23 protein-coding genes are annotated in these 25,220 nt (G+C 40.4%); 20 read left to right on the forward strand and 3 right to left on the reverse strand.

All coding sequences use genetic code 11. The features are described 5' to 3' along the window. Window positions 1-157 precede the first annotated feature (157 nt). From FA727_RS02075 to FA727_RS02110, 8 genes are all read left to right on the forward strand, one after another. Entirely contained in the window at window positions 158-730 is a 573-nt protein-coding gene (locus FA727_RS02075) for a TetR/AcrR family transcriptional regulator (RefSeq protein WP_136829069.1), read from the forward strand. Window positions 731-880: 150 nt separating this feature from the next. After that, complete coding sequence (locus tag FA727_RS02080) at window positions 881-2,020, forward strand: acyl-CoA dehydrogenase family protein (protein WP_136829070.1); 1,140 nt, start codon at window positions 881-883, stop codon at window positions 2,018-2,020. A 35-nt stretch (window positions 2,021-2,055) separates the two neighbouring features. Beyond that, on the forward strand, window positions 2,056-4,023 hold the full coding sequence (locus tag FA727_RS02085; protein WP_136829071.1) for an acetate--CoA ligase: 1,968 nt from the start codon (window positions 2,056-2,058) through the stop codon (window positions 4,021-4,023). 39 nt (window positions 4,024-4,062) lie between these two features. Next, entirely contained in the window at window positions 4,063-5,403 is a 1,341-nt protein-coding gene (accC, locus tag FA727_RS02090; RefSeq protein ID WP_136829072.1) for an acetyl-CoA carboxylase biotin carboxylase subunit, read from the forward strand. 11 nt (window positions 5,404-5,414) lie between these two features. Further along, entirely contained in the window at window positions 5,415-5,627 is a 213-nt protein-coding gene (locus tag FA727_RS02095) for an acetyl-CoA carboxylase biotin carboxyl carrier protein subunit (protein WP_136829073.1), read from the forward strand. A gap of 22 nt (window positions 5,628-5,649) precedes the next feature. Then, window positions 5,650-6,558 (forward strand): hydroxymethylglutaryl-CoA lyase, encoded by a 909-nt coding sequence (locus tag FA727_RS02100; protein ID WP_194138497.1) that lies wholly within the window; start codon window positions 5,650-5,652, stop codon window positions 6,556-6,558. 16 nt (window positions 6,559-6,574) lie between these two features. Next, window positions 6,575-7,354 carry an enoyl-CoA hydratase gene (locus tag FA727_RS02105; RefSeq protein ID WP_136829075.1) on the forward strand — a complete coding sequence of 260 codons (780 nt, stop codon included), beginning with the start codon at window positions 6,575-6,577 and terminating at the stop codon, window positions 7,352-7,354. Between the two features lie 3 nt (window positions 7,355-7,357). After that, entirely contained in the window at window positions 7,358-8,908 is a 1,551-nt protein-coding gene (locus FA727_RS02110; RefSeq protein WP_136829076.1) for an acyl-CoA carboxylase subunit beta, read from the forward strand. A gap of 44 nt (window positions 8,909-8,952) precedes the next feature. Here the strand turns inward: FA727_RS02110 and FA727_RS02115 are convergent, their stop codons facing one another. Then, on the reverse strand, window positions 8,953-9,675 hold the full coding sequence (locus FA727_RS02115) for a hypothetical protein (protein WP_136829077.1): 723 nt from the start codon (window positions 9,673-9,675) through the stop codon (window positions 8,953-8,955). A gap of 110 nt (window positions 9,676-9,785) precedes the next feature. Between FA727_RS02115 and FA727_RS02120 the strand changes: the two genes are divergently transcribed. The 3 genes from FA727_RS02120 to tatA are packed head-to-tail and all read left to right on the forward strand — an operon-like array spanning window position 9,786 to window position 12,475. Then, window positions 9,786-10,538, forward strand: a complete 753-nt coding sequence (locus FA727_RS02120) for a gluconate 2-dehydrogenase subunit 3 family protein (RefSeq protein WP_136829078.1) — start codon at window positions 9,786-9,788, stop codon at window positions 10,536-10,538. An 18-nt stretch (window positions 10,539-10,556) separates the two neighbouring features. Further along, window positions 10,557-12,272 (forward strand): GMC family oxidoreductase, encoded by a 1,716-nt coding sequence (locus FA727_RS02125; RefSeq protein WP_136829079.1) that lies wholly within the window; start codon window positions 10,557-10,559, stop codon window positions 12,270-12,272. An 11-nt stretch (window positions 12,273-12,283) separates the two neighbouring features. After that, complete coding sequence (gene tatA / locus FA727_RS02130; RefSeq protein WP_136829080.1) at window positions 12,284-12,475, forward strand: twin-arginine translocase TatA/TatE family subunit; 192 nt, start codon at window positions 12,284-12,286, stop codon at window positions 12,473-12,475. 43 nt (window positions 12,476-12,518) lie between these two features. Here the strand turns inward: tatA and FA727_RS02135 are convergent, their stop codons facing one another. After that, on the reverse strand, window positions 12,519-13,772 hold the full coding sequence (locus tag FA727_RS02135; RefSeq protein WP_136829081.1) for an ATP-binding protein: 1,254 nt from the start codon (window positions 13,770-13,772) through the stop codon (window positions 12,519-12,521). A gap of 226 nt (window positions 13,773-13,998) precedes the next feature. On the opposite strand from FA727_RS02135, the gene FA727_RS02140 reads away from it, so the two are divergent. Further along, the gene (locus FA727_RS02140) at window positions 13,999-15,090 is read left to right on the forward strand and encodes an AbrB family transcriptional regulator (protein WP_246041664.1); all 1,092 of its coding nucleotides are present in this window, start codon (window positions 13,999-14,001) and stop codon (window positions 15,088-15,090) included. A gap of 28 nt (window positions 15,091-15,118) precedes the next feature. Here the strand turns inward: FA727_RS02140 and FA727_RS02145 are convergent, their stop codons facing one another. Then, a complete protein-coding gene (locus FA727_RS02145) occupies window positions 15,119-16,528 on the reverse strand; it encodes an amino acid permease (RefSeq protein WP_136829082.1) in 1,410 nt (469 codons plus the stop codon). Window positions 16,529-16,770: 242 nt separating this feature from the next. Here FA727_RS02145 and dppA point away from each other — a divergent pair, with 242 nt between their 5' ends. The 8 genes from dppA to FA727_RS02185 all read left to right on the forward strand — a co-directional run bounded on the left by dppA (window position 16,771) and on the right by FA727_RS02185 (window position 25,211). Continuing rightward, window positions 16,771-17,595, forward strand: coding sequence for a D-aminopeptidase DppA (dppA, locus tag FA727_RS02150; RefSeq protein ID WP_136829083.1), 825 nt, complete (start codon window positions 16,771-16,773; stop codon window positions 17,593-17,595). A gap of 11 nt (window positions 17,596-17,606) precedes the next feature. After that, a complete protein-coding gene (locus tag FA727_RS02155; RefSeq protein WP_136829084.1) occupies window positions 17,607-18,539 on the forward strand; it encodes an ABC transporter permease in 933 nt (310 codons plus the stop codon). Further along, complete coding sequence (locus FA727_RS02160; protein WP_438646599.1) at window positions 18,539-19,495, forward strand: ABC transporter permease; 957 nt, start codon at window positions 18,539-18,541, stop codon at window positions 19,493-19,495. Before FA727_RS02155 ends, FA727_RS02160 begins: the two co-directional genes overlap by 1 nt. A gap of 7 nt (window positions 19,496-19,502) precedes the next feature. Beyond that, window positions 19,503-20,501: an ABC transporter ATP-binding protein gene (locus FA727_RS02165; RefSeq protein ID WP_136829086.1), complete on the forward strand. Its 999-nt coding sequence runs from the start codon at window positions 19,503-19,505 to the stop codon at window positions 20,499-20,501. A 71-nt stretch (window positions 20,502-20,572) separates the two neighbouring features. Next, window positions 20,573-22,204, forward strand: a complete 1,632-nt coding sequence (locus FA727_RS02170; protein ID WP_136829087.1) for a peptide ABC transporter substrate-binding protein — start codon at window positions 20,573-20,575, stop codon at window positions 22,202-22,204. Window positions 22,205-22,274: 70 nt separating this feature from the next. After that, complete coding sequence (locus FA727_RS02175; protein WP_136829088.1) at window positions 22,275-23,192, forward strand: S66 peptidase family protein; 918 nt, start codon at window positions 22,275-22,277, stop codon at window positions 23,190-23,192. 17 nt (window positions 23,193-23,209) lie between these two features. Then, entirely contained in the window at window positions 23,210-24,310 is a 1,101-nt protein-coding gene (locus tag FA727_RS02180) for a dipeptide epimerase (protein ID WP_136829089.1), read from the forward strand. Continuing rightward, complete coding sequence (locus FA727_RS02185; protein ID WP_136829090.1) at window positions 24,303-25,211, forward strand: C40 family peptidase; 909 nt, start codon at window positions 24,303-24,305, stop codon at window positions 25,209-25,211. Before FA727_RS02180 ends, FA727_RS02185 begins: the two co-directional genes overlap by 8 nt. Window positions 25,212-25,220 lie beyond the last annotated feature (9 nt).

The following is a 25,220-nucleotide window of genomic DNA, read 5'->3' on the forward strand; positions in this document are numbered from 1 at the left end:
CATTAGATTGTGGGGATTTGAGCAAGATAGCTCAACCCTTTTTATAATCAACAGTGAACAAATTTGTGTAGAAAATGAGTAAAAGCGCAAATTCAACTTAGTTATTGAAAATTCTAAATATTTCTGCTACACTTTCTCACAGAAGGGTGATATCTATATGTCGCAATTAAAAGATAAGATCATTACGACCGCACTGCAATTGTTCGAGAAAAATGGGTACCATGGTGTCACCGTAAATCAAATTGTTGAAGAAAGTGGTACTTCAAAAGGAGGGTTTTATCATCATTTTACATCAAAAGACGAACTTCTTTTTTTAATTCATGATTATTTTATTCAATATGCATTAGATAAAGCTAAGCATGCCATTCAAACCTACACAACATCCACTGAGCGACTTCAAGCGATCATTTACTATCATGTACAAGTATTTGAGCTTTACAAACCACACATTTCCGTCTTTTATCAAGAGAGCAAGTATTTAAAACCCGAGTATGAAGAGATTATTAAGCGAAAAAGAGATGAATATCGAGATATTGTTTTTCGAGTTATTCAGGATGGGATTCATTCTGGAGAGTTTCGTTCTGAACTGTCAGTCGAAATGACAGGTATGGCCATTTTAGGCATGCTTAATTGGATGTATAAATGGTATAAAACGGACAGAGAAAAAACGATTGAGGAAATAGCCCATCATTTTATTGATCTTATTTTGCAGTCTGTGTTAGTAAAGTAACATTTATATTCTATTAAATTTAAGCGCTTTCATTTTTTGAGCCCAACACCGACCAACTAGTCGGTCTCAAGGGATGTTAGATTCAGAGATCTGGTTTTGTTTATAACTTGTCCCATCTATGAATATATTTGAATGAAGGAGGAACGAGGAATGAATTTTGAATTAACGAAAGAACAGCAAATGGTAAAAGACATGGTGAAAGAATTTGCGGAAAAAGAGGTGGCTCCAAAAGCGGTCCATGTTGATAAGACAGGTGAGTTTCCAGTACAGACATTTGAGAAAATGGGTCAATTGGGATTATTAGGAATTCCTTTTCCGGAAAAGTATGGTGGTTCAGGCGGAGACACCATCTCGTATGCCATAGCCGTTGAAGAAATTGGGAAGGCATGTGGAAGCACTGGATTAAGCTATGCCGCAGCTGTTTCCCTTGGTGCGAGCCCCATTTATTATTTTGGAACAGAAGAGCAGAAACAACATTTTCTAGTCCCATTAGCCAGTGGAAAGGGACTAGGCGCCTTCGGTTTAACAGAGCCAAATGCCGGTTCAGATGCTGGCGGAACAAGAACAAAAGCAGTTCTTGAAGGTGACGAGTATGTGATCAATGGGGAAAAATGTTTTATCACCAATGCTGAATATGCCAAAACCATTACCGTAACTGCTGTGACAGGAAAGGATGAGCGGGGAAAAAATATTATTTCTGCAATTCTTGTTCCAACTGATACAGCAGGATTAACGATTAATAGCAACTATGAAAAGCTTGGTGTTCGTGGTTCTAATACATCTGAAATCATCCTAGAAAATGTCCGTGTACCAAAGGAGAACTTACTTGGTGACCCTACTGGAGGCTTTAAACAATTCTTATATACATTAGATGGTGGGAGAATTTCCATTGCCGCACTGTCTGTTGGGATTGCTCAGGCTGCTTTAGAAAAAGCGATTAACTATGCCAAGGAAAGGACTCAATTTGGTCAACCGATTGCAAAGTTTCAAGCGATTCAATTTAAGTTAGCTGACATGGCAATGGAAATTGAGTTAGCAAGGAATATGGTTTACAAAGCGGCTTGGTTAAAGGATAACGGAAAACCTTTTACAAAGGAATCAGCCTACGCCAAATTATTTGCCTCAGAAGCAGGATTCCGAGCGTGTAACCAAGCGGTCCAAATCCATGGAGGTTACGGTTATATGCGTGAATATGAGGTGGAACGCTATTTGCGTGACATCAAGCTCATGGAAATTGGAGAAGGAACATCGGAAATTCAACGGCTCGTCATTGCGAGACAGTTAGTCTAATAGAAACAAATATTTTTTATTCGAGGGGGATTCACATGGACGTTAGTGGAATTTTAAAAGTCGTTTCCGAAAGTAAGCTCGTTTATCCAACTGAAGAAAGACAGGCAAAAACCTCCATTGGAAGCAGTCAGGCTTTTCAAGAACTACTTCAAAAATCCCAACAAGATCCCGCATCCTTTTGGAATGATGTCGCAAAAGAATTGTTTTGGTATGAACCATGGCAACAAACAATTAGTGGAAGTCTTCCTGATTTTCGATTTTTTGAAGGTGGTATTAGCAACCCGTGTGTGAACATGCTTGACCGTCATGTGGAAAATGGAGCTGGCAATCGGACTGCTCTCATTTGGGAAGGTGAAAATGGAGACACAAATTTTTTTACCTACAACATGCTGTTAGCTGAAGTAAACCGTTTTTCCAACGTGCTCCGTTCCTTTGGTGTGAAAAAAGGAGATTGCGTTGCGATATTTTTACCGAATCTAGTTGAGGCGATTATCGCTGTTCTTGCTTGCTTCCGAATTGGAGCCATTTATAATACCATTTTCTCTGGCTATTCAGAGAAATCATTGAAGGATCGCCTCGTTAGTTTTGAGCCGAAGGTTATCGTAACAACCGATGCAACACCACGACGGGGGAACGCAGTTTACTTGAAGGAAAAAGTTGACAAGGTCGTTCCAGATATTCAGTCTATTGAAGCGGTGATTGTTGTCAATCGGTTAGGAACAGAAGTCAACATGAAAGAAGGTCGTGATTTCTGGTGGCATGAACTAACGGAGAAAGCAAGCATCCATTGTGAACCGGAGAGGCTAGAAGCAAATGATTATGGAATCGTATTCTATACAAGCGGGACGACAGGAAAGCCAAAGGGTGTTGTACATTCTGGAATGGCTTTTGTCGTACAAAATTACTTTTATAGCAAATATCATATGGACCATCATGATGACGATGTGTTCTGGTGTACAGCAGATATTGGCTGGTTAACGATGCACATTTGGGGGATTGCTGGAGCATTGTCAAATGGTGTCACTACTGTGGTATACGAAGGTTCTATTGATTTCCCGAGAAAAGACCGGTTTTATCAGATGATCGAAAAGTATCGAGTCAATAAATTGTTCACAGCTCCAACCGCGTTACGAATGTTAAAGAGCTTGGGAGAAAAAGTGCTAGAACAATTTGATTTATCCTGCCTTGAAGTCATTTCTCTTGTTGGTGAACCATTTGATCCTGAATCATGGCTTTGGACATATGAAGTATTAGGGAAGAAAAACATATGTGTTAATAATACCTGGGGACAGACGGAAACGGCGGGATGCCCAATAGCAGGGGCAGCTTGGTTAACACCAATGAAACCTGGTTCAGCAGGGATACAATTTTTAGGAGCAGATGTAGCGGTTGTCGATGAGACAGGCAAACCAGTTCAGCAAGGAACTTTAGGAAATCTAGTTATTCGGAAACCATTCCCGATGCTTTGTCGCACACTTTGGAAGGAGCCGGAACGCTATTTAGCCTCTTATTTTAGTCAGGTGGAAGGTAGCTATTTTGCTAGCGACTTGGCCCTAATTGATGAGGATGGCTATGTGTGGGTAGTGGGTCGCTCGGATGATGCCTTTAATGTGGCTGGTCACCGCTTAAGTACGATGGAAATTGAAAGCGCTGTGTTGGAATGCGAAGGTGTTGCAGAAGCCGCAGTGATTGGCGTGCCTGATGACATAAAAGGAGAGGTCCCTCTTGTATTTGCTCGAGTAAGCAACCTATCGCTTGGGACAGGTGAATTGAAGGAAAAGATTAATGAACGGATTGTTGAACAGATTGGAAAAATAGCGGTGCCAAAAACAATTATTTTTACAGAGGCGTTGCCTAAAACAGTGAGTGGGAAAATTATGCGCCGATTGTTAAAGGAAATCGTTACAGCAGGCAAGGTTTCAGGTGATATTACGGGGCTAGAAGATCCAGGTACCGTGTCACAAATTCAAGAAATCATAAGCCGAAAAACGACTGTGAAATGAGCCTAAGACTTGTCGTTGCATCATTGGGAGGTGTGTCTGTTGTTTTCGAAAATTTTAATTGCTAATCGTGGGGAAATTGCGGCACGTATTATCCGTACATGTAAAAAAATAGGAATTCAAACAGTTGGGATTTATTCCGAAGCAGATGCAGATGCCCCATATGTAAATTTGGCAGATGAAGCCTATTGTATCGGAAAACCTCGCGTACATGAAAGCTATTTGCAAATCGATAAAATTATTGAAACAGCAAAAGCTTCGGGTGCAGAAGCTATTCATCCTGGCTACGGTCTTTTAAGTGAAAATGCTGAGTTTCCCCGAAAATGTGAGGAAGCTGGCATCGTGTTTATAGGTCCTAGGCCAGATGTGATTGAAAAAATGGGCAGTAAAATCGCAGCCAGAAACGCCATGAAGGAAGCGGGTGTCCCGGTGGTACCAGGTACCGAAAAGGCAGTTGCAGATGTGAACGAAGCGATTGCGGCTTCAGAGCAAATTGGTTATCCAGTCATGCTAAAGGCAAGTGCTGGTGGTGGCGGGATTGGCATGCAAATTGTGCAAAATGATGAAGAATTGCTAAAAGCATTTGAGGGAAATCAAAAAAGAGCACAAATGTTTTTCGGGAATGGTGAAATGTATATAGAGAAGTATATTGAAAACCCTCGTCACATTGAAATTCAGTTATTGGCTGATAAGTTCGGGAACTGTGTGTACCTATGGGAAAGGGAATGCTCGATCCAGAGACGTCACCAGAAAGTCGTCGAGGAAGCTCCATCTCCATTCCTAGATGAAGTTACACGGAAAAATATGGGGGAAGTGGCTGTCAAAGCCGCGTTAGCGATTGGCTACGAAAATACCGGGACGATTGAGTTTTTAGTAGATGAAGAGAAAAACTTCTACTTCTTAGAAATGAATACCAGATTACAAGTTGAACATCCAGTAACAGAAGAAATTACGGGGCTTGATTTAGTAGAGGAACAACTACGAGTGGCAGTTGAGGAAAAGCTACGCTGGTCTCAGGAGGCAATCAAATTGGAAGGGCATGCGATTGAGGTCCGAATTTACGCAGAAGATCCAAAAACATTCCTTCCTTCTCCAGGGAAAATCACAGCCCTTGTCCTTCCTTCTGGTGAGGGAATTCGTCATGAGCTAGCAGTACACGAAGCGTCAACAGTAACACCATTTTATGATCCGATGATTGGGAAATTAATTGTATCTGCCTCGACCCGTGAAATGGCTATTCAACGTTTGACAGAGGCACTGGAGCAGTATCAAATCGACGGCATTAAAACAAACATTCCAATGCTTCGAGAGGTCGTTGTTCATAAGGCATATCATAACGGAGATACGACGACTAGTTTCGTAGAGAAATATATTCAAAAATAGGAGGAATCATCATGGCAACTATTCAATCCAATATGGCAGGCAGCGTATGGAAAATACTTGTGAATATAGGGGACGAAGTGACCGAAGGACAGGATGTTGTGATTTTAGAATCAATGAAAATGGAAATCCCGATTGCTGCCGAAGCAAGTGGTATTGTAAAGGACATTAAAGTAAGCGAAGGAGATTTTGTTAACGAGGAAGATGAATTAGTGATATTAGAATAATTCCTGGAAAGGAATGTGAGTGATGAGCCTTCCGAAGAAAGTAACGATAAAAGAAGTTGGGCCACGTGACGGTCTGCAAAACGAAAAACAAATGATCAAGACAGAAGACAAGATTGAATGGATCAATATGTTATCTGAAACAGGGTTATCTTATATCGAAATCACGTCCTTTGTGAATCCTAAATGGATACCTCAATTAGCGGATGCGATTCAAGTGGCAAAATCGATAAAACGGAAAAGTGACATTACGTATGCAGCGCTTGTTCCGAACGAAAGAGGGCTTGAAGGTGCGCTTGCAGCCAATATGGATGAAGTGGCGGTGTTTATGTCCGCCTCTGAAACTCACAATCTGAAAAATATCAATAAATCTATATCCGATACTTATCCTGTGCTAAAACCTGTCATACAAGAAGGAATTGCTGCAGGAAAATCAGTTAGAGGCTATGTTTCTACTGTATTTGGTTGCCCTTATGAAGGGAATGTTTCCATCGATTCGGTTTTGGCTGTTTCCGATAAATTATTTTCATATGGAATTGAGGAGCTTTCTTTTGGAGATACAATCGGGGTTGCCAATCCGAAGCAGGTGGAAGTGGTTTTAACAGAAGTTTTGAAGCGATTCCCTAAAGAAAGAATCGCGATGCATTTTCATAATACGAGAGGGACGGCACTAGCAAATGTGCTAGTTGCACTGAATCTTGGAATTACAAATTTTGATAGCGCACTAGGAGGGCTTGGCGGCTGTCCATACGCACCTGGTGCATCTGGAAATCTAGCAACCGATGACTTGCATTATATGCTTGAGGGTATGGGAATTGAGACTGGACTCAAGCGGAAAGAACTTATCCATTCCGCACGATTTTTAGAAGAAAAATTGGGGAAGGCGCTCCCGAGTCATACGATGCAGACGGAGCGAAGCAAGATTTCTAATTAGAAAGGTGGGCGCCGTTTTGACGACTACTGTTTTACTAAATATCGAAAAAAATATCGCCACAATTACATTGAATCGTCCTGAAGCAGCTAATGCTTTTTCGAGGCAAATGCTCACTGAATTTAAAGAGACCATTGGAGAATTAAAGTATAACGCATCGATCCGTACTGTGATCATCACAGGTGCTGGTGAAAAAGTATTTTGCGCAGGGGCTGATTTAAAGGAACGAGCGGGAATGACGCCTGTCGAAGTAAAACAGACAGTAGCCTTGATTCGTCAGGTTATCAATTCTGTTGAACAGCTCCCAATGCCAGTTATTGCAGCCATCAACGGAGCAGCATTCGGGGGAGGGCTTGAACTCTCTTTAGCCTGTGATATCCGGGTAGCGACCGAAACGGCAAAGATTGGTTTGACTGAAACGTCCTTAGCGATTATACCGGGAGCAGGTGGGACGCAACGTCTACCTCGACTCATAGGTCTAGGGAAAGCGAAGGAACTAATTTACACGGCACAGAGAGTGGAAGCATACGAAGCAAAGGAAATAGGACTGGTAGAATATGTCGTTTCAAAAGAGGAGCTTTTACAAAAAGCGAAAGAACTTGCTGATAGAATTGCTAGTAATGGGCCTATTGCCGTAGCTCAAGCAAAAAACGCTATCAATAAAGGAATGGATGCTGATTTACAGACTGGTTTAGAAATTGAACAGATGGCATATGCCGTGACCATCCCAACAAAAGATCGTATCGAAGGACTGACAGCTTTTAAAGAGAAAAGAAAGCCGCAGTATAAGGGGGAATAAGGGATGACTGTTCAAACACAGGGGGAAGAAAAAATGGAACAATATCATGAACTCGTTGAAAAGATTAAACAGGGCGGCGCTAAAGGCTACCATGAAAAAAATGCGGAAAAAGGAAAGTTATTTGTTCGTAAGCGGCTTGAGCTACTTTTTGATGAGGGAATAAAAGTAGAAGATGCCTTCTTTGCAAACTGTAAAGAGGACGGACTTCCAGCAGATGGTGTGGTCACAGGTATTGGAAAAATTCATGGTCGCACGGTCTGTGTGATGGCCAATGATTCAACAGTCAAAGCAGGTTCATGGGGTGCTCGTACAGTGGAAAAAATTATCCGAATTCAAGAGACGGCGGAGAAATTGCAAGTTCCGATGCTGTATTTAGTCGATTCGGCAGGTGCACGAATTACCGATCAAATCGAAATGTTCCCAGGCAGGCGAGGTGCTGGTCGAATATTTTACAATCAAGTAAAACTGTCTGGAAAGGTTCCGCAAATATGCTTGTTATTTGGTCCATCAGCTGCTGGTGGTGCCTATATCCCAGCATTTTGCGATATTGTCGTGATGGTCGAAGGAAATGCATCGATGTATTTAGGCTCACCAAGGATGGCGGAAATGGTCATTGGCGAAAAGGTGACGCTTGAAGAAATGGGTGGAGCAAAAATGCATTGCTCGGTTTCAGGCTGTGGTGATGTATTGGTTAAAACGGAAGAAGAGGCATTAACGTTCGCTCGCCGTTATTTATCCTATTTTCCACAAAGTTATAAAGAAAAGCCAGAAGTAGTGCAGCCTGGTACGGCTAAGCAATTTGAAAAATCGATTGAAGAATTGCTTCCGAAAAATCAGAATGCATCTTTTAATATGTATGAATTGATTGACCGAATCATCGATGAAGATTCTTTTTGTGAAATTAAAAAGTTATTTGCACCTGAATTGATAACAGGCTTTGCACGATTGAACGGTCAGTCGATTGGGATACTTGCAAACCAGCCACGCGTAAAAGGTGGAGTGCTATTCCATGACTCAGCAGATAAAGCAGCGAAGTTCATTACCTTGTGTGATGCTTACCATATTCCGCTATTGTTCTTAACAGATGTTCCAGGCTTCATGATTGGAACGAAAGTCGAACGAGTCGGTATTATCCGTCATGGAGCAAAAATGATTTTCGCCATGAGCGAGGCTACTGTGCCGAAAGTTTCGGTCATTGTCCGAAAAGCTTATGGTGCAGGACTCTATGCGATGGCTGGTCCTGCTTTTGAGCCAGATTGCTGCCTAGCTCTTCCATCCGCAAAAATTGCGGTTATGGGGCCAGAGGCGGCAGTGAATGCGGTGTACGCTAATAAAATCGCGGCACTTCCAGAAGAGGAACGTCAGGAATTCATTCAGCAGAAGCGGCATGAATACGATCAGGACATCGATATTTATCGCCTAGCCTCTGAAATGATTATTGATGAAATCGTTGAACCGAACAGCCTTCGCGATGAACTTGTGAATCGGTTTGAAGTGTATAAGTCGAAGTATCAAGTGTTTACTGATCGGAAGCATGGGGTTTATCCGGTTTAGAGAAACTCATAAGAAAAACGCAGGAAAAATTACCTGCGTTTTTCTTACTTTTCCCGTGTCATCTTAACCAACGTAATAATATCTTGTGAAACAGCCTCATACGGTACGTCATCTTTCTTCAAATCATTTTTAATCTTTTCAATAAGCGCCACTGCTTTCGGATTGGTAACGGTTAGGGTTTGAACATTCCCATTAAAAACCTTGTTCATGTAATTTTTTGCTTTATCAAGATTGTCATCCACATCTGGAGCTGCTGTCTCTTGTGATGTGTCCTGATTATTTCCATTAGGATTTGTCATTCCGTTGGCACTGTTTAGAACATGGTTCTGCATCGAATCATATTGATTGGAAGTCGTCTCAGCTGCTGCTCTTGCAAGAATAACTGTGTCATCTAAAACGAATACCTTTACCCCGCTAATACCTTCGCTACCTAATCTGGATTCTAGATGAGAAGAAATGCCTCCATCATGTAGGCCGGAGCTTCCAATCATACTATAGACATCTGTTCCGGCCCCATGAGTCGTTCCACCGTGTTCATCGGTAGTTTGTCTTTTTTCGCCATTTTCACTTGGGATAATTAAGCCGTCATTCAAATTTTCGGTAGATACGTTTTTGTCATATACGTTGGTTGCGTGAGGACTGTGGGTGTCGATATGCTGTCCTTCCTCTGCTTGTACCGTTTCATCGACTGCATTTTGTTGGCCGGCGCATGCTGAAAGAGTCAAAATAATTCCTATAGGAACCGCTATTTTCCAAGTTTTTTTCATATTTTTCCACCTCTAAAAGTTAGATTTTATGTTATCTTGCCCAAATTATTTCTGTGTATGAATGGATTTTATTGGGGCATTCTATCGGTAAAATGTAGGAGGTGGATTTTATGGCAGATAATGCTAATCAACAGGAAAAAAATGAATCTCTTACCCGTCGTAGATTTCTTAAGAATTCTGGAATTGCTATTGGTGGTTTAGCTGTAGGTGGAGCCTTAGGTAGTTTAATTCCTTTTAAAGATAAAACGACGAATGAAGATGTCAAAACTGAACAACATGTTGAAAATTACAATCTCGCCCTAATGTTTTTTACCCAACAACAATTTCGAATGGTCGAAGCGGCGACAGAACGGATTTTTCCAGCCGATGACAATGGTCCAGGGGCGAAGGATTTAGGAGTTGCCTATTTTATTGATCACCAATTAAGTGGAGACTGGGGCTTTAATGCAAGGGAATACATGCATCCACCGTTTTTTAAAGGTGAAAAAGTGCAAGGGTATCAAGGTCGACTTAGACGTCGTGAAATTTTTGATATTGGACTTCGAGAACTGCAAAATCATAGCTTAACAAAATTCGAAAAGAACTTTATTGATTTAGACGAAGAACAACAAATTGATGTTCTAACGGATTTTGCTGAGGATAAGGTCCAGTTGACTACGATTTCACCAAGCGGATTTTTCAATATGTTGAGAACCGCTACATTAGAAGGAGCTTATAGCGATCCTTTATATAGTGGAAATCGCAATATGGATGGCTGGAAAATGCGCAATTATCCAGGCAGTCAAATGGCCTATACGGATGTGATTGATCAAGAGTTTAAGGTAATTGCACCAAAAAGTCTTAAGGATCATTTAGGACATTAATAGAATGAGGTGATGAGCGTGGCAAAGAAATTACCAAAGGTAGATGTGGTCATTGTTGGTGTTGGCTGGGCAGGGGGGATTATCGCTGCTGAGTTAACCAAACAGGGCCTAAATTGCGTCGGGTTAGAAAGAGGAAAAGAGCGAAAAACTGAGGATTATTTCATGGTCCATGATGAGCTTCGCTATGCCCTTAGATATGAACTTATGCAGGATCTTTCTAAGGAGACAATTACATTCAGAGGCAACGAAAAGCTTCGAGCATTACCGATGCGCCAATATGGATCTTTTATATTGGGAGATAATTTAGGAGGTTCAGGAGTTCATTGGAATGGTCAAACCTATCGTTTTCTTCCTTACGATTTTGAAATTCGTAGCCAAACAATCGAGAGATATGGGAAGAAAAAGATTCCGAAGGACATGACGATTCAGGATTGGGGTATCACCTATGATGAACTGGAGCCGTATTTCGATAAATTTGAAAAAATGGCTGGTATTTCTGGAGAAGAAAATCCTCTTGGGCCAAAAAGATCCAGCCCATATCCTACTCCGCCGATGAAAACAACACCGGCACTGGAAAAATTCCGAAAAGCAGCAACAAACTTAAAGCTCCATCCATATAATCGCCCTTCTGGAAATCTATCAGAGGCGTATACAAATCCTGACGGGGTTTCTCGAGCAGCTTGTCAATATTGTGCGTATTGTGAGCGATTTGGTTGTGAATATGGGGCGAAAGCTGACCCAGTTGTTACGGTAATTCCAGTGGCGAAAAAGACAGGAAAGTTTGAAATACGTACTCATTCGAATGTGAGACGGGTGTTGAAATCAGGTAACAAGGCCACAGGAGTTATGTATATCGACACAACAACAGGTGAAGAGATTGAACAGCCTGCAGATATTGTAGTGCTAACAAGCTATGTTTTTAATAATGTAAGACTTTTGCTGCAATCAGGCATTGGTCGTCCATATGATCCTAACACGGGGACTGGCGTTATCGGGAAAAATTATGCTTATCAGGTTCAAAAAGGGAGTGCCACAGGCTTTTTTGAAAAAGAAGAGTTCAATACGTATGCGGGTGCAGGTGCACTCGGGATGGTACTCGATGATTATAATGGCGATAATTTTGATCATACCAAGCTAGATTTCATTCATGGCGGATCGATTGCCATTTCGCAAACAGGACTTCGTCCGATATCTAACAACAAAGTACCAAAAGGAACACCTACATGGGGAAAAGAGTTTAAAGCAAATTCGGTTAAATATGCTAATCGGATGTTATCCGTTGGGGGACAAGGGGCCAGTATGCCGTTTAAGCATCATTATCTTGATCTCGATCCGACCTATAAGGATGAGTTCGGTGACCCATTAGTGCGGATAACCTTTGATTTTGAAGAACAGGACCGACAATTGGCTAAGTATTTAAATGAACGCTGTATCGAAATTATGAAGGAAATGGGGGCAGATCTTATTGATCCGTTTGAAGAGTTAGGTCCATATGACATTACGACCTACCAATCTACCCACAATACTGGCGGTATTATTATGGGAGCAGAACCAGATACATCAGCCGTTAATAATTATATGCAAATGTGGGATGCTGAAAATGTTTTTGCTGTTGGTGCGACTGCGTTCCCGCATAATAGCGGCTATAATCCTACTGGTACGGTCGGGGCGTTAGCTTATCGAGCAGCTGAAGGGATTATGTCTTACAGAGAAAAAGGTGGAATTTTAGCTTAAGAGGTGGAAGTATGCTATCGAATATTGGTATTCCGGGATTAATCCTTATTTTAATCATCGCGTTAATAATATTTGGACCGAAAAAACTTCCGGAAATCGGTTCTGCAGTGGGAAAGACCTTATCAGAGTTTAAACGAACAGCCACATCGATCATTGATGAAGACGAGGAAGGAATAGATATGGTTGAGAAGAAGCAACCATAATTAAATGGAAAGAAGCTGATCATAATTAACCAGCTTCTTTTATTTATTTCCCCTCATAAAAAGGCAACTCAATAATAAAGGTAGTTCCCATCCCATATTCACTTTTAATATTAATTTTTCCCTTTAACTGTTCAATGATTTGAAAAGATATCGTCAAGCCAATTCCAGTTCCTTTTTCTTTTGTGGAATAAAAGGGTGTACCAATCCGTGAAAGTTGTGATTTAGTCATGCCCTCACCGTTATCGGCAATTTTAATGACTACTTTTTTGTTAGCCTCATAAGCGTGTATTTCTAGTATTCCGTTACTCTCCATTGCCTCGATTCCATTTTTCAAGATATTAATAAAGACCTGTTTAACTTCATCAGTATTCCCATTTATATAGAGGTTATCTTCAATTCTTGAAACCACTTCAATATTTTGGAAATTTGTATAAGAAGTCATAAGCTCGATTGTTTTCGTTAATTCTTCGCTAATGTTGACCACTTGAAACGATGAGTTATTCGGCCTTGCTAAAGATAGATAATCATTAATAATATCCTGAGCACGAGTCAATTCTCCCAAAGAAATTTCGATATAATTCCGTTGTGTATCGGTAATATTTTCATCCCTCTTGATCAACTGTAAAAAACCGTTAATCGTCGTCATTGGATTTCTTACCTCGTGAGCAACCGATGCAGCAAGCTGGCTAATTACATTCAGTTTTTCAGAACGTTTTAACTCCCGTTGTAAAAATAATTGTTGTTTCAGATTTTCAATAAGAAGGAAGACAAGCATTAACGTGAACCAAGTGATTAATGAGAAAATAAAAACCGTTAAAATGTAGTCAAGTTGCTCTCTTTTAATCATAGTAATACTTCTAGTTAACGTTATGAGCCAATAGACGCCACTAATGGAAAGAAGCTTTTTTTTCAAGCTGAGCAGTTTGAATTTTTTTCTAAGATAATAAAAAATGACTGTAATAATAGAATAGTTGATAAAAAATACCAAGAGGTTCAATTCATCTAAAAAATTCAAATAAATAAGCATAATGATAACAGTGATGATTCCTGGAACCATCCCGATATACATGAAAGCGACGATAATGGGAATTAACCTAAAATCATAAACAAACCCATTTGCATAACTAACTGGAAAGGACATTGTTAATAGGAGAATGATAATAACCATTCCTAATAGCTTTCCTCTGTGAGATTTACTAGAATAGATATTTTTTAGTATGGCTAAAAAATAGAATACAAGAATAGGAAAGATGACAATTAGAACATGATATAGTATGTGACCAATATTTTCTAGCAAAACACAGAATCCCCCTAAAAAACGCCCAATTTATTCTCCCATTTTCTTAATTTCTACAACAATAGATATAATCCTTCAAAGGATTTGTATATCCTACAAATTTTGCGGTGGGAATTTTTACCTCAAAGCTGTTTATGTGGTAACAATTACATATTTCCCATATACTTGGAATTGTAGAAGAGGTGAAGAAAGTTTGTCTAAAATGAATTCTCACATAATTTTATTAATGATAATAACAGTGGCTATTGCGGTAGCTGGAGCTCTTATAGCAAATCTTATCCATCTTCCAGTCCCTTGGTTGCTCGGTTCAATGGGGGCTGTATTAATTGCTTCGAGGCTCGGTTTGAAATTATACTGGTCCAAATATATGAGAGATCTTGGAACGGTCATTGTCGGTTATTCCATTGGATTGTCCTTTACAAAAGAGGCGCTAAAATTAATTTTTGCTCAGCTTCCATCGATTTTCCTAGCGACGATTATCATTATCGGATTTTGTATAGGCTTAGCTTTTATCATTTCAAAAATGACAAGATTGGATTACCCATCGGTTCTGATTGGGAGTATACCAGGTGGATTATCACAAATGCTTCTTTTGGGGGAAGAGATAAAAGGAATTAATCTGTCCATTGTAACGTTTCTACAGGTTTCGAGATTGATTTTAATTGTCGTTTTTGTTCCATTGTTTGTGTTTAGTCCATTCGTTGCGCATGAACCATCAAGTTCTTCCATAACCATTCATTCTCCAACAATTGGTTTAGTGGATCTATTTCCAAGTATTCTCGTGTTTATCCCGATAGTGGTCTTATCTATTTTTCTTGCAAAAAAATTGAAGTTCCCAACTCCATATCTAGTGGGACCCATTTTTAGCACAGCAATTGTTGGCTTGATGGGATTTGTTGGGCCAACACTTCCATCAAGTGTATTAGATGTTTCGCAATTGATGATTGGTGTATATGTGGGGTTATTAATTCAATTTGAAGAAATTGAGAATAAAGCGAAAATGTTTGGTGTGGCTATTGGTTCAGGAATTATGCTTCTGCTTGGCTCTGGGGGATTAAGCTGGCTTTTTGCACATATGAAAGATATGTCCATTGCTACTAGTGTACTTAGCTTGGCACCAGGTGGTATGGACCAAATGGGGATTATGGCAGCTGAGATCCATGCAGACCTCTCGATGGTAGCGGGTTATCAGTTGTTTCGATTGTTTTTTATCTTTTTTGTTGTTCCGCCAGTCTTAAGGATATTTATTCAATATTTATATCGGAAAAAGGAAATTGCGGCTTCTATGAAAGAAATGAAAAAGGCTGTACCCAAGTAAACATTCGGGTGCAGCCTTTTCATATTTACTAAGAAGACATTTTTTCTCTCTTCCGGAAATTCCGAACGAGTGGGTAAAAGAAAATTCCGCTTGCGAGTAGTGCGACTCCTAATAGGAAGGTCTTAAAATCGGAAGTTCCTGTATAAATCACCCAAATTGAATAGATCGTTGCTAGTGTAGCAATGATTCCATCAGGAACTCTACTTTTACCAGTTAAGTAAGTTTCTCCTGTTGTCACAAGCTTTAATTGGTACAAAGAAGAAATTAAATAGGGTACGAGATACGCGAGTGTCGCAATATAAATGACGAAATCAAATGCACTTGCGATTGAACTTGAAATTGTTGAAAAAATAAAAATCTGAGCTAATCCGTTTGAAAGAATAAGGGAAAAGATAGGCATTCCCTTTTTGTTTTCCTTTAAAAAGGCCGGCATGAATAACCCTTGCTTTGCTGCCTGATAAGGAACCTCTGCACTTAATAAAATCCAACCTAATGTGGAACCTAATAAGCTAATTAATCCAAGACCAGCAATTAAATAGGCTCCGACTGGTCCTAAAATCGACTCAATTGCATCCACTAAAGGCTTCTCAGATTGTATCAATTGTTCCTGAGGGAGAATCCCCATCACAAGAACACTAATGCCAATATAAATGGCTAAAGCGATTATAAGTCCAAGAATCGTAGCTTTTTTTACATCTTGCTGTTTTCTTGCTCTTCCAGCGAATACGATCGCGGATTCGACTCCGATAAATGCCCACAGGGTAGAAACGGCAGCATTGTTAATTTGACCTAGCAATCCAACCGTATTTCCAGCGTCATCATATCTTGGTGCGTCAAATGGTAACAAATAGCTTTTTTGAAAAGCAAATAATGCAATGACGATAAAGATGAAAAAACCTATAACCTTCGCAAATGTAGCGATAAAGTTGAGGGTTCCTGCTCCTTCAATTCCTTTTAATATGATGAAATGCATGCCCCATAATAGAACCGTACAAATAATAAACGTGACAAGATTCCCTAATTGAAGCGTAAAGTTGCCAATTTGAGTTACAGTGGCATCACTATTAATAATTGGAAAGAAAGTTGATAGGTAACTTGTAAAAGTGGTGATAATAGCCACATTCCCTGCGAAATTTCCAATCCAATAGCCCCATGAAGACATAAAGCCTGAAAGAATGGAAACATTTGAATCCTTTTTAAACAATTCTTTCGCATATATTTGCGGTCCACCATTTAATTCAGGTTTTCTAATAGCGAGGTTTCCAAACACGAGGGCAACCATAAGAACTCCAAATCCAGTCAATCCCCAACCTAATAATACTCCTGCTGGGCTTGCTGATTCTGCTAATACTCGTGGGAGCATAAATATACCAGAACCAACCATGTTCCCTACGACCAAAGCTGTTAAAACCCAGAAGCCTAATTTATTTTCAGCCATAAAAGGTTATTCTCCCTTCAATGTGTAAATGATTTTTTATGCACAGAAATTCATAATAACCATTTCGACAAAAATCGTCAATAGCTAATCCTTTTTCTACTTATTTAATATATCCAATAAATAGATGAGCTTAACAAAAATACTTTCGATGCTCTAATAATTTTCATTGATAAACATAAGTTAGTATTTTATAATAATTAGAAATATTACGAAAATTTATCATACCAAAGGAGGGCACGCGAATGAAACTCTATATGTCAGTAGACATGGAAGGAATCACAGGTTTAGTAGATTATACCCATGTTGATTCTTGGCAGCACAATTATGAACGCTCTCGTCAAATCATGACCGATGAAGCAAATTACGTGATCAATACAGCTTTTGAACAAAGCTGTAAAGAAGTAATTGTGAACGATAGTCATTCGAAAATGAATAATTTATTAATTGAAAAGCTCCATCCTGAAACCCAGCTTATAAATGGAGGCGTAAAACCGTTTTCGATGGTAGAGGGCCTTGATGAAAGCTTTTCAGGAGCTATTTTTGTTGGATACCATGCACGTGCTTCTATGAAAGGTGTCATGAGTCATTCGATGATTTTTGGAGTCCGCAATTTCTACATAAACGATGTTGTTGTTGGAGAATTAGGGTTCAATGCTTATGTAGCTGGATATTATGGTGTTCCCGTTATCATGGTAGCTGGGGATGACCAAGCAGCAAAAGAAGCAGAGGAACTCATTCCGAATGTGACAACGGCAATTGTCAAGGAAACGATTACACGCTCTGCCATTAAATCTCTTACCCCTACAAAAGCCGGACAGCTTTTACAAGAAAAAACGGCGATTGCACTTAACAATAGACATCTCGTGAAGCCACTCATTCCACCAGAAAACCCAGTACTTAGAATTGAATTCGCCAATTACGGACAGGCTGAATGGGCTAACCTCATGCCTGGAACGGAGATTGAACCAGGTACAACAACAGTTCGATTCCAAGCCAAGAATATTCTCGAAGCCTATCAAGCAATGTTAGTTATGACAGAATTAGCCATGCATACCGATTTTTGTTAGGGAGTGAGTAAATGGCAACATATTTGATTAAACGATTCTTCGCCATGATTGTGACATTATGGCTCATTATTACATTAACCTTCTTTCTCATGCATGCTCTTCCTGGCTCACCCTTTAATGATGAACGGAATACGAGCGAGGCTGTTCAGAAAAACTTAATTGCCCATTTCAATCTCGACCAGCCGGTTTCCGTTCAATACATAGAATATCTTAAATCCATCGTTCAATTTGATTTTGGCCCTTCAATTAAGAAATCTTCACAAACTGTAAATGACTTACTAGGAAGGGGATTTCCTGTTTCCTTTGAATTAGGAATGGTCACGCTTGTGGTCGCGATTCTATCAGGAATTCTGTTAGGAGTGCTTGCGGCACTCAAGCATAACGGGGTAATTGATTATCTTGCTATGACTATCGCTGTGTTAGGGATATCCGTGCCGAACTTTGTGCTTGCTACCCTGCTGATCCAGCAGGTGGCAGTGAATTGGGAGCTGTTGCCCGTCGCAACATGGAAGAGTTGGAGGCATATGGTGCTACCAACCTTAGCTCTTGCAACCGGTCCTATGGCGATTATTGCCCGACTTACTCGTTCCAGTATGCTAGAGGTGCTCACACAGGATTACATCCTAACAGCGAAAGCCAAAGGCTTAACTCCTTTTAAAATTGTCTTCAAACATGCATTGAAAAATGCATTATTACCGGTTGTGACCGTTCTCGGTGCATTGGCTGCTGGGATTTTGACAGGAACTTTCGTTATTGAAAAAATCTTTGCTATTCCCGGTATGGGAAAGTATTTCGTAGATAGTATTAATAATCGTGATTATCCAGTCATCATGGGCACGACCATCTTTTATAGTGCTCTATTAATCTTTTTATTATTCTTAGTCGATGTAGCTTACGGGATTCTCGACCCAAGAATCAAGCTACATAAAAAGGAGGGAAGATGATGGAGGCACCAAAGCAGCAGGATACATCCTATACTCAACCCAATATTCTCGATGAATGGTTTGTGCCTAAGAAGGCTAATAAGGACGACGCGGAAGCAGTAGTTAGACCGAGTGTCTCTTATTGGAAAGATGCATGGCATCGTCTATTGAAAAATAAACTAGCAATGTTAGGGCTCGTGTGTTTGGTATTACTAGTCTTGATGGCAGCATTTGGACCAATCATCGCGCCTGATTCGGCCAAAACAACAGTTCTTCAAAATCAAAATCAGCCTCCATCCTTCGAACACTGGTTCGGAACAGATGAGCTTGGCCGAGATGTGTTCACACGGACATGGGAAGGTGCACGTATTTCTCTATTTGTCGGGGTAATGGCTGCCCTTATCGACTTTATCATTGGTGTTACCTATGGTGGGATTGCTGGGTACAAGGGAGGAAGAACGGATCATTATATGATGCGTTTTGTTGAGATACTCTATGGCCTTCCCTATTTGTTAGTCGTTATTTTAATAAGTGTTGTGCTTGAACCAGGCTTATTTTCTATCATTATTGCCCTTTCAATTACCGGATGGGTTGGGATGGCTAGAATGGTTAGGGGGCAAGTTCTGCAGATTAAAAACTATGAATTTGTGCTAGCATCTCAAACATTCGGAACAAAAACCTCACGAATTATTCGCAAAAACTTGCTTCCAAATACAATGGGACCCATTATTGTTCAAATGACATTAACCGTACCATCTGCCATTTTTGCCGAAGCTTTTCTAAGCTTTCTTGGGATCGGTATTCAGCCTCCTTATGCAAGCTGGGGCTCGATGGCAAATGATGCATTACCTGTAATCTTGTCAGGAGATTGGTGGCGATTATTCTTTCCAGCCTTCTTCATTTCCTTAACGATGTTTTCCTTTAATGTTTTAGGGGATGGATTACAAGACGCGCTTGATCCGAAGTTAAGGAGGTAACAGAGCTATGGAAAAAATACTGCAAGTAAAGAATCTCCATGTTTCCTTTCGAACCTATGGGGGAGAAGTAAAGGCGGTTCGTGGAGTGACTTTTGATTTACATAAGGGAGAAACGATTGCTATTGTCGGGGAATCAGGTTGTGGGAAAAGTGTAACGGCGAAAAGTATTATGGGCCTTATTCCTAACCCACCAGGAAAAATTACCGATGGGAAAATTCTTTTTAAAGGAAAGGATTTAGCAAAATTACCGGATAGGGAACTGCGGAAAATACGTGGCGCAGATATATCAATGATTTTCCAAGATCCAATGACCGCTCTGAATCCAACGTTAACGATTGGCGAGCAAATTATGGAAGGGATCATTCAGCATCATAAGATTGCTAGGTCAGATGCTCGAAAAAAAGCGCTGGAAATTTTGGAGTTAGTCGGGATCCCGAGCCCGAAAAGTAGACTTAAGCAATATCCTCATCAGTTTAGCGGTGGAATGAGACAAAGGATTGTAATTGCCTTAGCACTAATCTGTGAACCAGAAGTGATGATTGCTGATGAGCCAACAACCGCATTAGATGTGACCATACAGGCGCAAATATTAGATTTATTCCGTGATATCCAAAAGAAAACCGGCGTATCTATCATTCTTATCACCCATGACTTAGGTGTAGTTGCCCAAGTGGCTGATAGGGTCGCGGTTATGTACGGGGGAAAAATTATTGAGACAGGAACAAAAAGGGAGATCTTTTATGAGCCTCAGCATCCTTATACAAAAGGATTGCTTAATTCTGTTCCTCGTATAGATATAGAAGATGCTGAGCTTGTACCAATTGCTGGGACACCTCCTGATTTATTTGCACCTCCAGCTGGTTGTCCATTTGTGGCTAGATGTGAGTACGCAATGGAGGTTTGTGACAGAATCTATCCGACTCAAACGCTGAAAGGGAATGAGCATCAAGTTTACTGTTGGCTTCAAGATGTCCGAGCTAAGACAAGTTTTGCTACTAAATGGTAACTTCTTTTAGAGATAACTCTAGAAGTTAATTAAATACCTAGTTACATACCAAAACGTTAGGGGGAAACAGAATGAGGAAGTATTTATCGATTTTTTTAGCAACTCTATTAATCTTTGTATTAGCTGCGTGTACGGCGAATGAGGATGCAGGCGAAGAGCCTAAGGATGGAGATGGAGCAACAGAAGAAGCGAGCGAGAAAGTTCTTTATTGGAACAATAGTATTGAACCAACATCATTTGACCCTCCGGTTGGATTTGATGCAGTTTCTTGGAGTGGGTTAAACAACCTAATGGAGGGATTAACACGTCTAGACGAGTCCCACACGCCGCAGCCAGCTATTGCAGAAGACTGGGATGTTTCTGAAGATGGAAAAACGTATACCTTCCATATCCGCGAAAATGCGAAATGGTCAAATGGAGAAGATTTGAAAGCTTCTGATTTTGTCTTTGCATGGAAACGTGCCCTCGATCCAGAACTTGCAGCTTCATCTGCATTCTTAGGTTATTTGATTGAAGGGGCAGAGGCCTACAACAGTGGCACAGGGTCTGCCGATGCAGTAGCAGTAAAAGCAGTTGACGATAAGACGTTTGAAGTAACACTCACAAGTCCACAAGCCTACTTCTTAAACATTATTTCGTTACCTACTTTTTTCCCAATTAATGAAAAGGTAGCAACAGAAAATCCAGAGTGGTTTGCAGAAGCAGAATCATTTGTCGGAAATGGTCCATTTAATTTAACAGAATGGGAACACGACAGCCACTTTGTGATGGAGAAAAACGATCAGTATTGGGATGCTGAAAATGTAAAGATTGATAAAATTCATTGGGCAATGGTTGATGACCCGAATACAGAGTACCAAATGTATCAAGCTGGTGAGTTAGATTCATCTAATATTCCACCAGAGTTAAGTGAACAGCTATTTGAAGAAGGTGATGTGGAAATTGTTGACCAAGCTGGACTATATTTCTACCGTTTCAATGTCACGAAAGAACCGTTCCAAAATAAAAATATTCGTAAAGCATTTGCTTTAGCCGTTGATCAACAGCAAATCGTTGATTATGTAACGAAAGGTCATGAAGAGCCTGCATATGGCTTTGTTTCTCCAGGGTTTTCTGATGCCAATGGGCAAGATTTCCGTGAAACAAGTGGAGACCTTTTAAAAACCAATGTTGAAGAAGCAAAAGAATTGCTGAAAAAAGGGATGGAAGAAGAAGGCTATGAGACACTTCCAGAAGTTACTTTAACTTATAGCTCAACTGAAACACATAAAGTAATGGCAGAGGCAATTCAACCTATGTTTAAAGAAGTTTTAGGTGTCGATGTGAAATTACAAAGTGTTGAATCCAGTGTGTTTTCAGAGGAACAAACAGAATTGAAGTATCAATTATCTCGTAGCTCATTTTTAAATGACTTTGCTGATCCGATTAACTCTCTGGAAAGCTTCCAAACAGGACATTCGATGAACCGGACTGGATGGAGCAACGCAGAGTATGACAAGTTAATCCAGGATGCTAAGAAAGAGTCTGATGAAGCAAAACGATTTGAGATGTTGTATCAAGCAGAGAAAATTTTAATGGACGAAGCACCAATTTTCACTGTTCATTTCTATAATCAAACATTCTTACAAAATGAAGCTGTAACAGGCGTCGTTCGTCATCCGGTGGGCTACGTTGAGTTTAAATGGGCAGATAAAGCGGAGTAATTTTTTTGATATGAAAGGGGTGTTCAATCGGACATCCCTTTTCCACTAACGATTTGGAGGCGTATTGTCGATGATGTTGCCAGACCGTTTAAAAAGAGGAGATACGGTTGGGATTATTGCTCCTGCTAGCCCTCCAAATTTAGAGAAACTTGAGAGGGCGATTACTTTTCTATATGGGTTAGGTTTGAACGTGAAAATCGGGAAGAATCTTGAAAAAGAGTTTGGTTATTTAGCCGGACAAGATGAGGAAAGATTAGAGGATTTGCATGAGATGTTCGCGGATGATGAGGTCAAAGCCGTCTTCTGTGCTTGTGGAGGCTATGGAACAGCAAGACTTGCTGAAGCAATCGATTATGAAGTCATCCGTAATAATCCAAAAATCTTTTGGGGCTATAGTGATATCACCTTTCTCCATACCGCGATTCGGCAGCAAACTGGATTGGTGACCTTTCATGGGCCAATGTTAGCAAGTGATGTTGGGCAAGAGGACGTTCATGAGTTAACAATGAAAACTTTCTCACAACTATTTGATCCAACGACAATTACTTATTCAGAACAAATATCACCTTTGCATATATTAATAGAAGGTGATGTGACGGGAATTCTCGTCGGAGGGAATCTTAGTTTATTAACAAATACATTAGGAACAAAGTTCGAGGTTGATACAGAGGATAAGATTCTTTTCATCGAGGATGTCAATGAAGAGCCTCGGTCTGTGGATCGAATGCTAAATCAATTGTGGATGGCAGGAAAGCTACAAAATCTTAAAGGTGTGTTAGTTGGGGATTTTAAAAATTGTACCCCTCATCGTGAAAAAACGCTTTTACTAGAAGAAGTCTTCGATTATTACATAAAGAAAATCAATAAGCCTACTATGAAGGGCTTTAACATTGGCCATTGCTCGCCCAATATTGCTGTACCACTTGGCGTAAAGGTTAGGCTAAACACATACGAAAAGAAAGTTGTATTTGAAAATGGGGTCCAGTAGAGAAGAGGTGGATCAGGATGAACATTACGAATATTGATACTTATAAAGCATCTGTACCGTTGATTAAACCTTTTAAGACGGCTTTGCGTACCGTTGTTGTAGCAGAGTCGGTGATAGTAAAAGTCACCTGTGACAATGGGATTATTGGCTGGGGAGAAGCACCGCCAACACATGTGATTACAGGAGAAAGTCTTGCGAGCATCGAGGCGGCCATTCACCAAGTGATCAAACCTGCATTGCTTGGAAAAAGTCTGTTAAACTATGAAGCTCTTTTTCATGAATTGTCGGCGGTTTTGGTGGGGAATCCAAGCGCCAAAGCTGCAGTTGATATGGCTTTATATGATTGTCTAGCGCAAAATTGTCGTCTGCCTCTTTACCAGTTTCTTGGCGGAGATAAGGACGAAATTGAAACAGATTTTACGGTTAGTGTGAATGGTCCAGAAGAAATGGGAGAGGATGCTGTTCGCTATGTCCAGCAAGGCTTTGATGTGCTAAAAGTGAAAGTCGGGAAAGATGATGTTGCTACGGATTTGAAGAGGATTACTGAAATCCGAAAGCGTATTGGTAACGAGATTAAAATTAGGCTTGATGCGAACCAAGGCTGGCAACCAAAAGAAGCGATTCGCATCATTCGGAAAATGGAAGAATTAAATTTAAATATTGAACTAGTAGAACAGCCTGTTAAAGCACATGATCTCGAGGGGTTAAAACAAGTAACTGATGCTGTCGAGACATTGATTATGGCCGATGAAAGTGTGTTTACGCCGAAACAGGCGTTAGAGGTTGTGAAATCTAGAAGTGCTGATTTAATCAACATTAAATTGATGAAGGCCGGGGGAATCTATCAAGCTACGATTATCAATCAGCTCGCTGAGGTAAGCGGAATGGAATGTATGGTTGGAAGTATGATTGAGACTCGCCTGGGAATCACAGCGGCAGCTCACTTTGCGGCTAGTAAGAAAAATATTACGCGTTTTGATTTTGATGCACCACTTATGTTAGCGAAAGATATTGTCGATGGTGGCATTCAATATAATGGGAGAAAAATTACTTTTTCAGATCGTGCGGGTTTAGGAATTAGTCAAATTCATGTGGAGGGTGAGGTTGTTCATGGTTAACGCTAAAATTGTTAATGTTCCAGTGGCTACAGTTTGGACTTCATTCGATTCACCTCGGGAGTTTGACCAAAAGGCGATTTCCAACCCAGTCATTATTCAAGATTGGATCGACAGTTTGTCCTATGAAGAATCCCTGGACCTCTGTAATTCTAATCTTGTCCAAACTCAAGTCCTATTTGGTGAAGAAGTATTGGTGGTAGAAGAAAAGGATGGCTGGTCAAAGGTTCTTTTACCTGAGCAAGCATCTAAAAAGGATGAACGAGGGTACCCTGGTTGGATTCCGAATGCGCAATTAACGAATGTAGCCGAATGGAATGTTAAGACTGTACCGATTGCTGTCGTCACTAGTAAAAAAGCTGAGATTTTTGACGAGGAGAAAGCTCTTCTATTTCTATTAAGCTACCAGACGACTCTACCAGTATTGGAACAGGTTGAAGAGTCGGTGAAGGTACAAACACCAACAGGTTTTGGGTATTTGAGAAATAAGGATGTTGAGATTGCTCCTTCCTTCGCTGAACGTAAAAAAGGAAATGGACAGGAGATTGTTGCAGCAGGTGAGCAATTTCTAAATTTGCCTTATCTTTGGGCAGGAACGAGCAGCTTTGGATACGATTGCTCTGGGTTTAGCTATAGCATGTGTAAAGCAAATGGCTATATTATCCCGAGAGATGCTGGAGATCAAGCGGACGCTGGGAAATCTATTCCTTTGAGTGAAATCGAGCCAGGAGATCTCCTTTTTTTCGCCTATGAAGAAGGAAAAGGAAGCATTCATCATGTGGGGATTTATTATGGGGATGGGAAACTTCTCCATTCACCGAAAACGGGAAAGACGATTGAAATCATTGACCTAAAAGGAACCATCTACGAAAAAGAATTATGCGCAGCAAGCCGTTATTGGTAGATTCGGAGG

Source organism: Robertmurraya kyonggiensis (assembly GCF_005116465.1).
GTDB lineage: Bacteria > Bacillota > Bacilli > Bacillales > Cytobacillaceae > Robertmurraya > Robertmurraya kyonggiensis.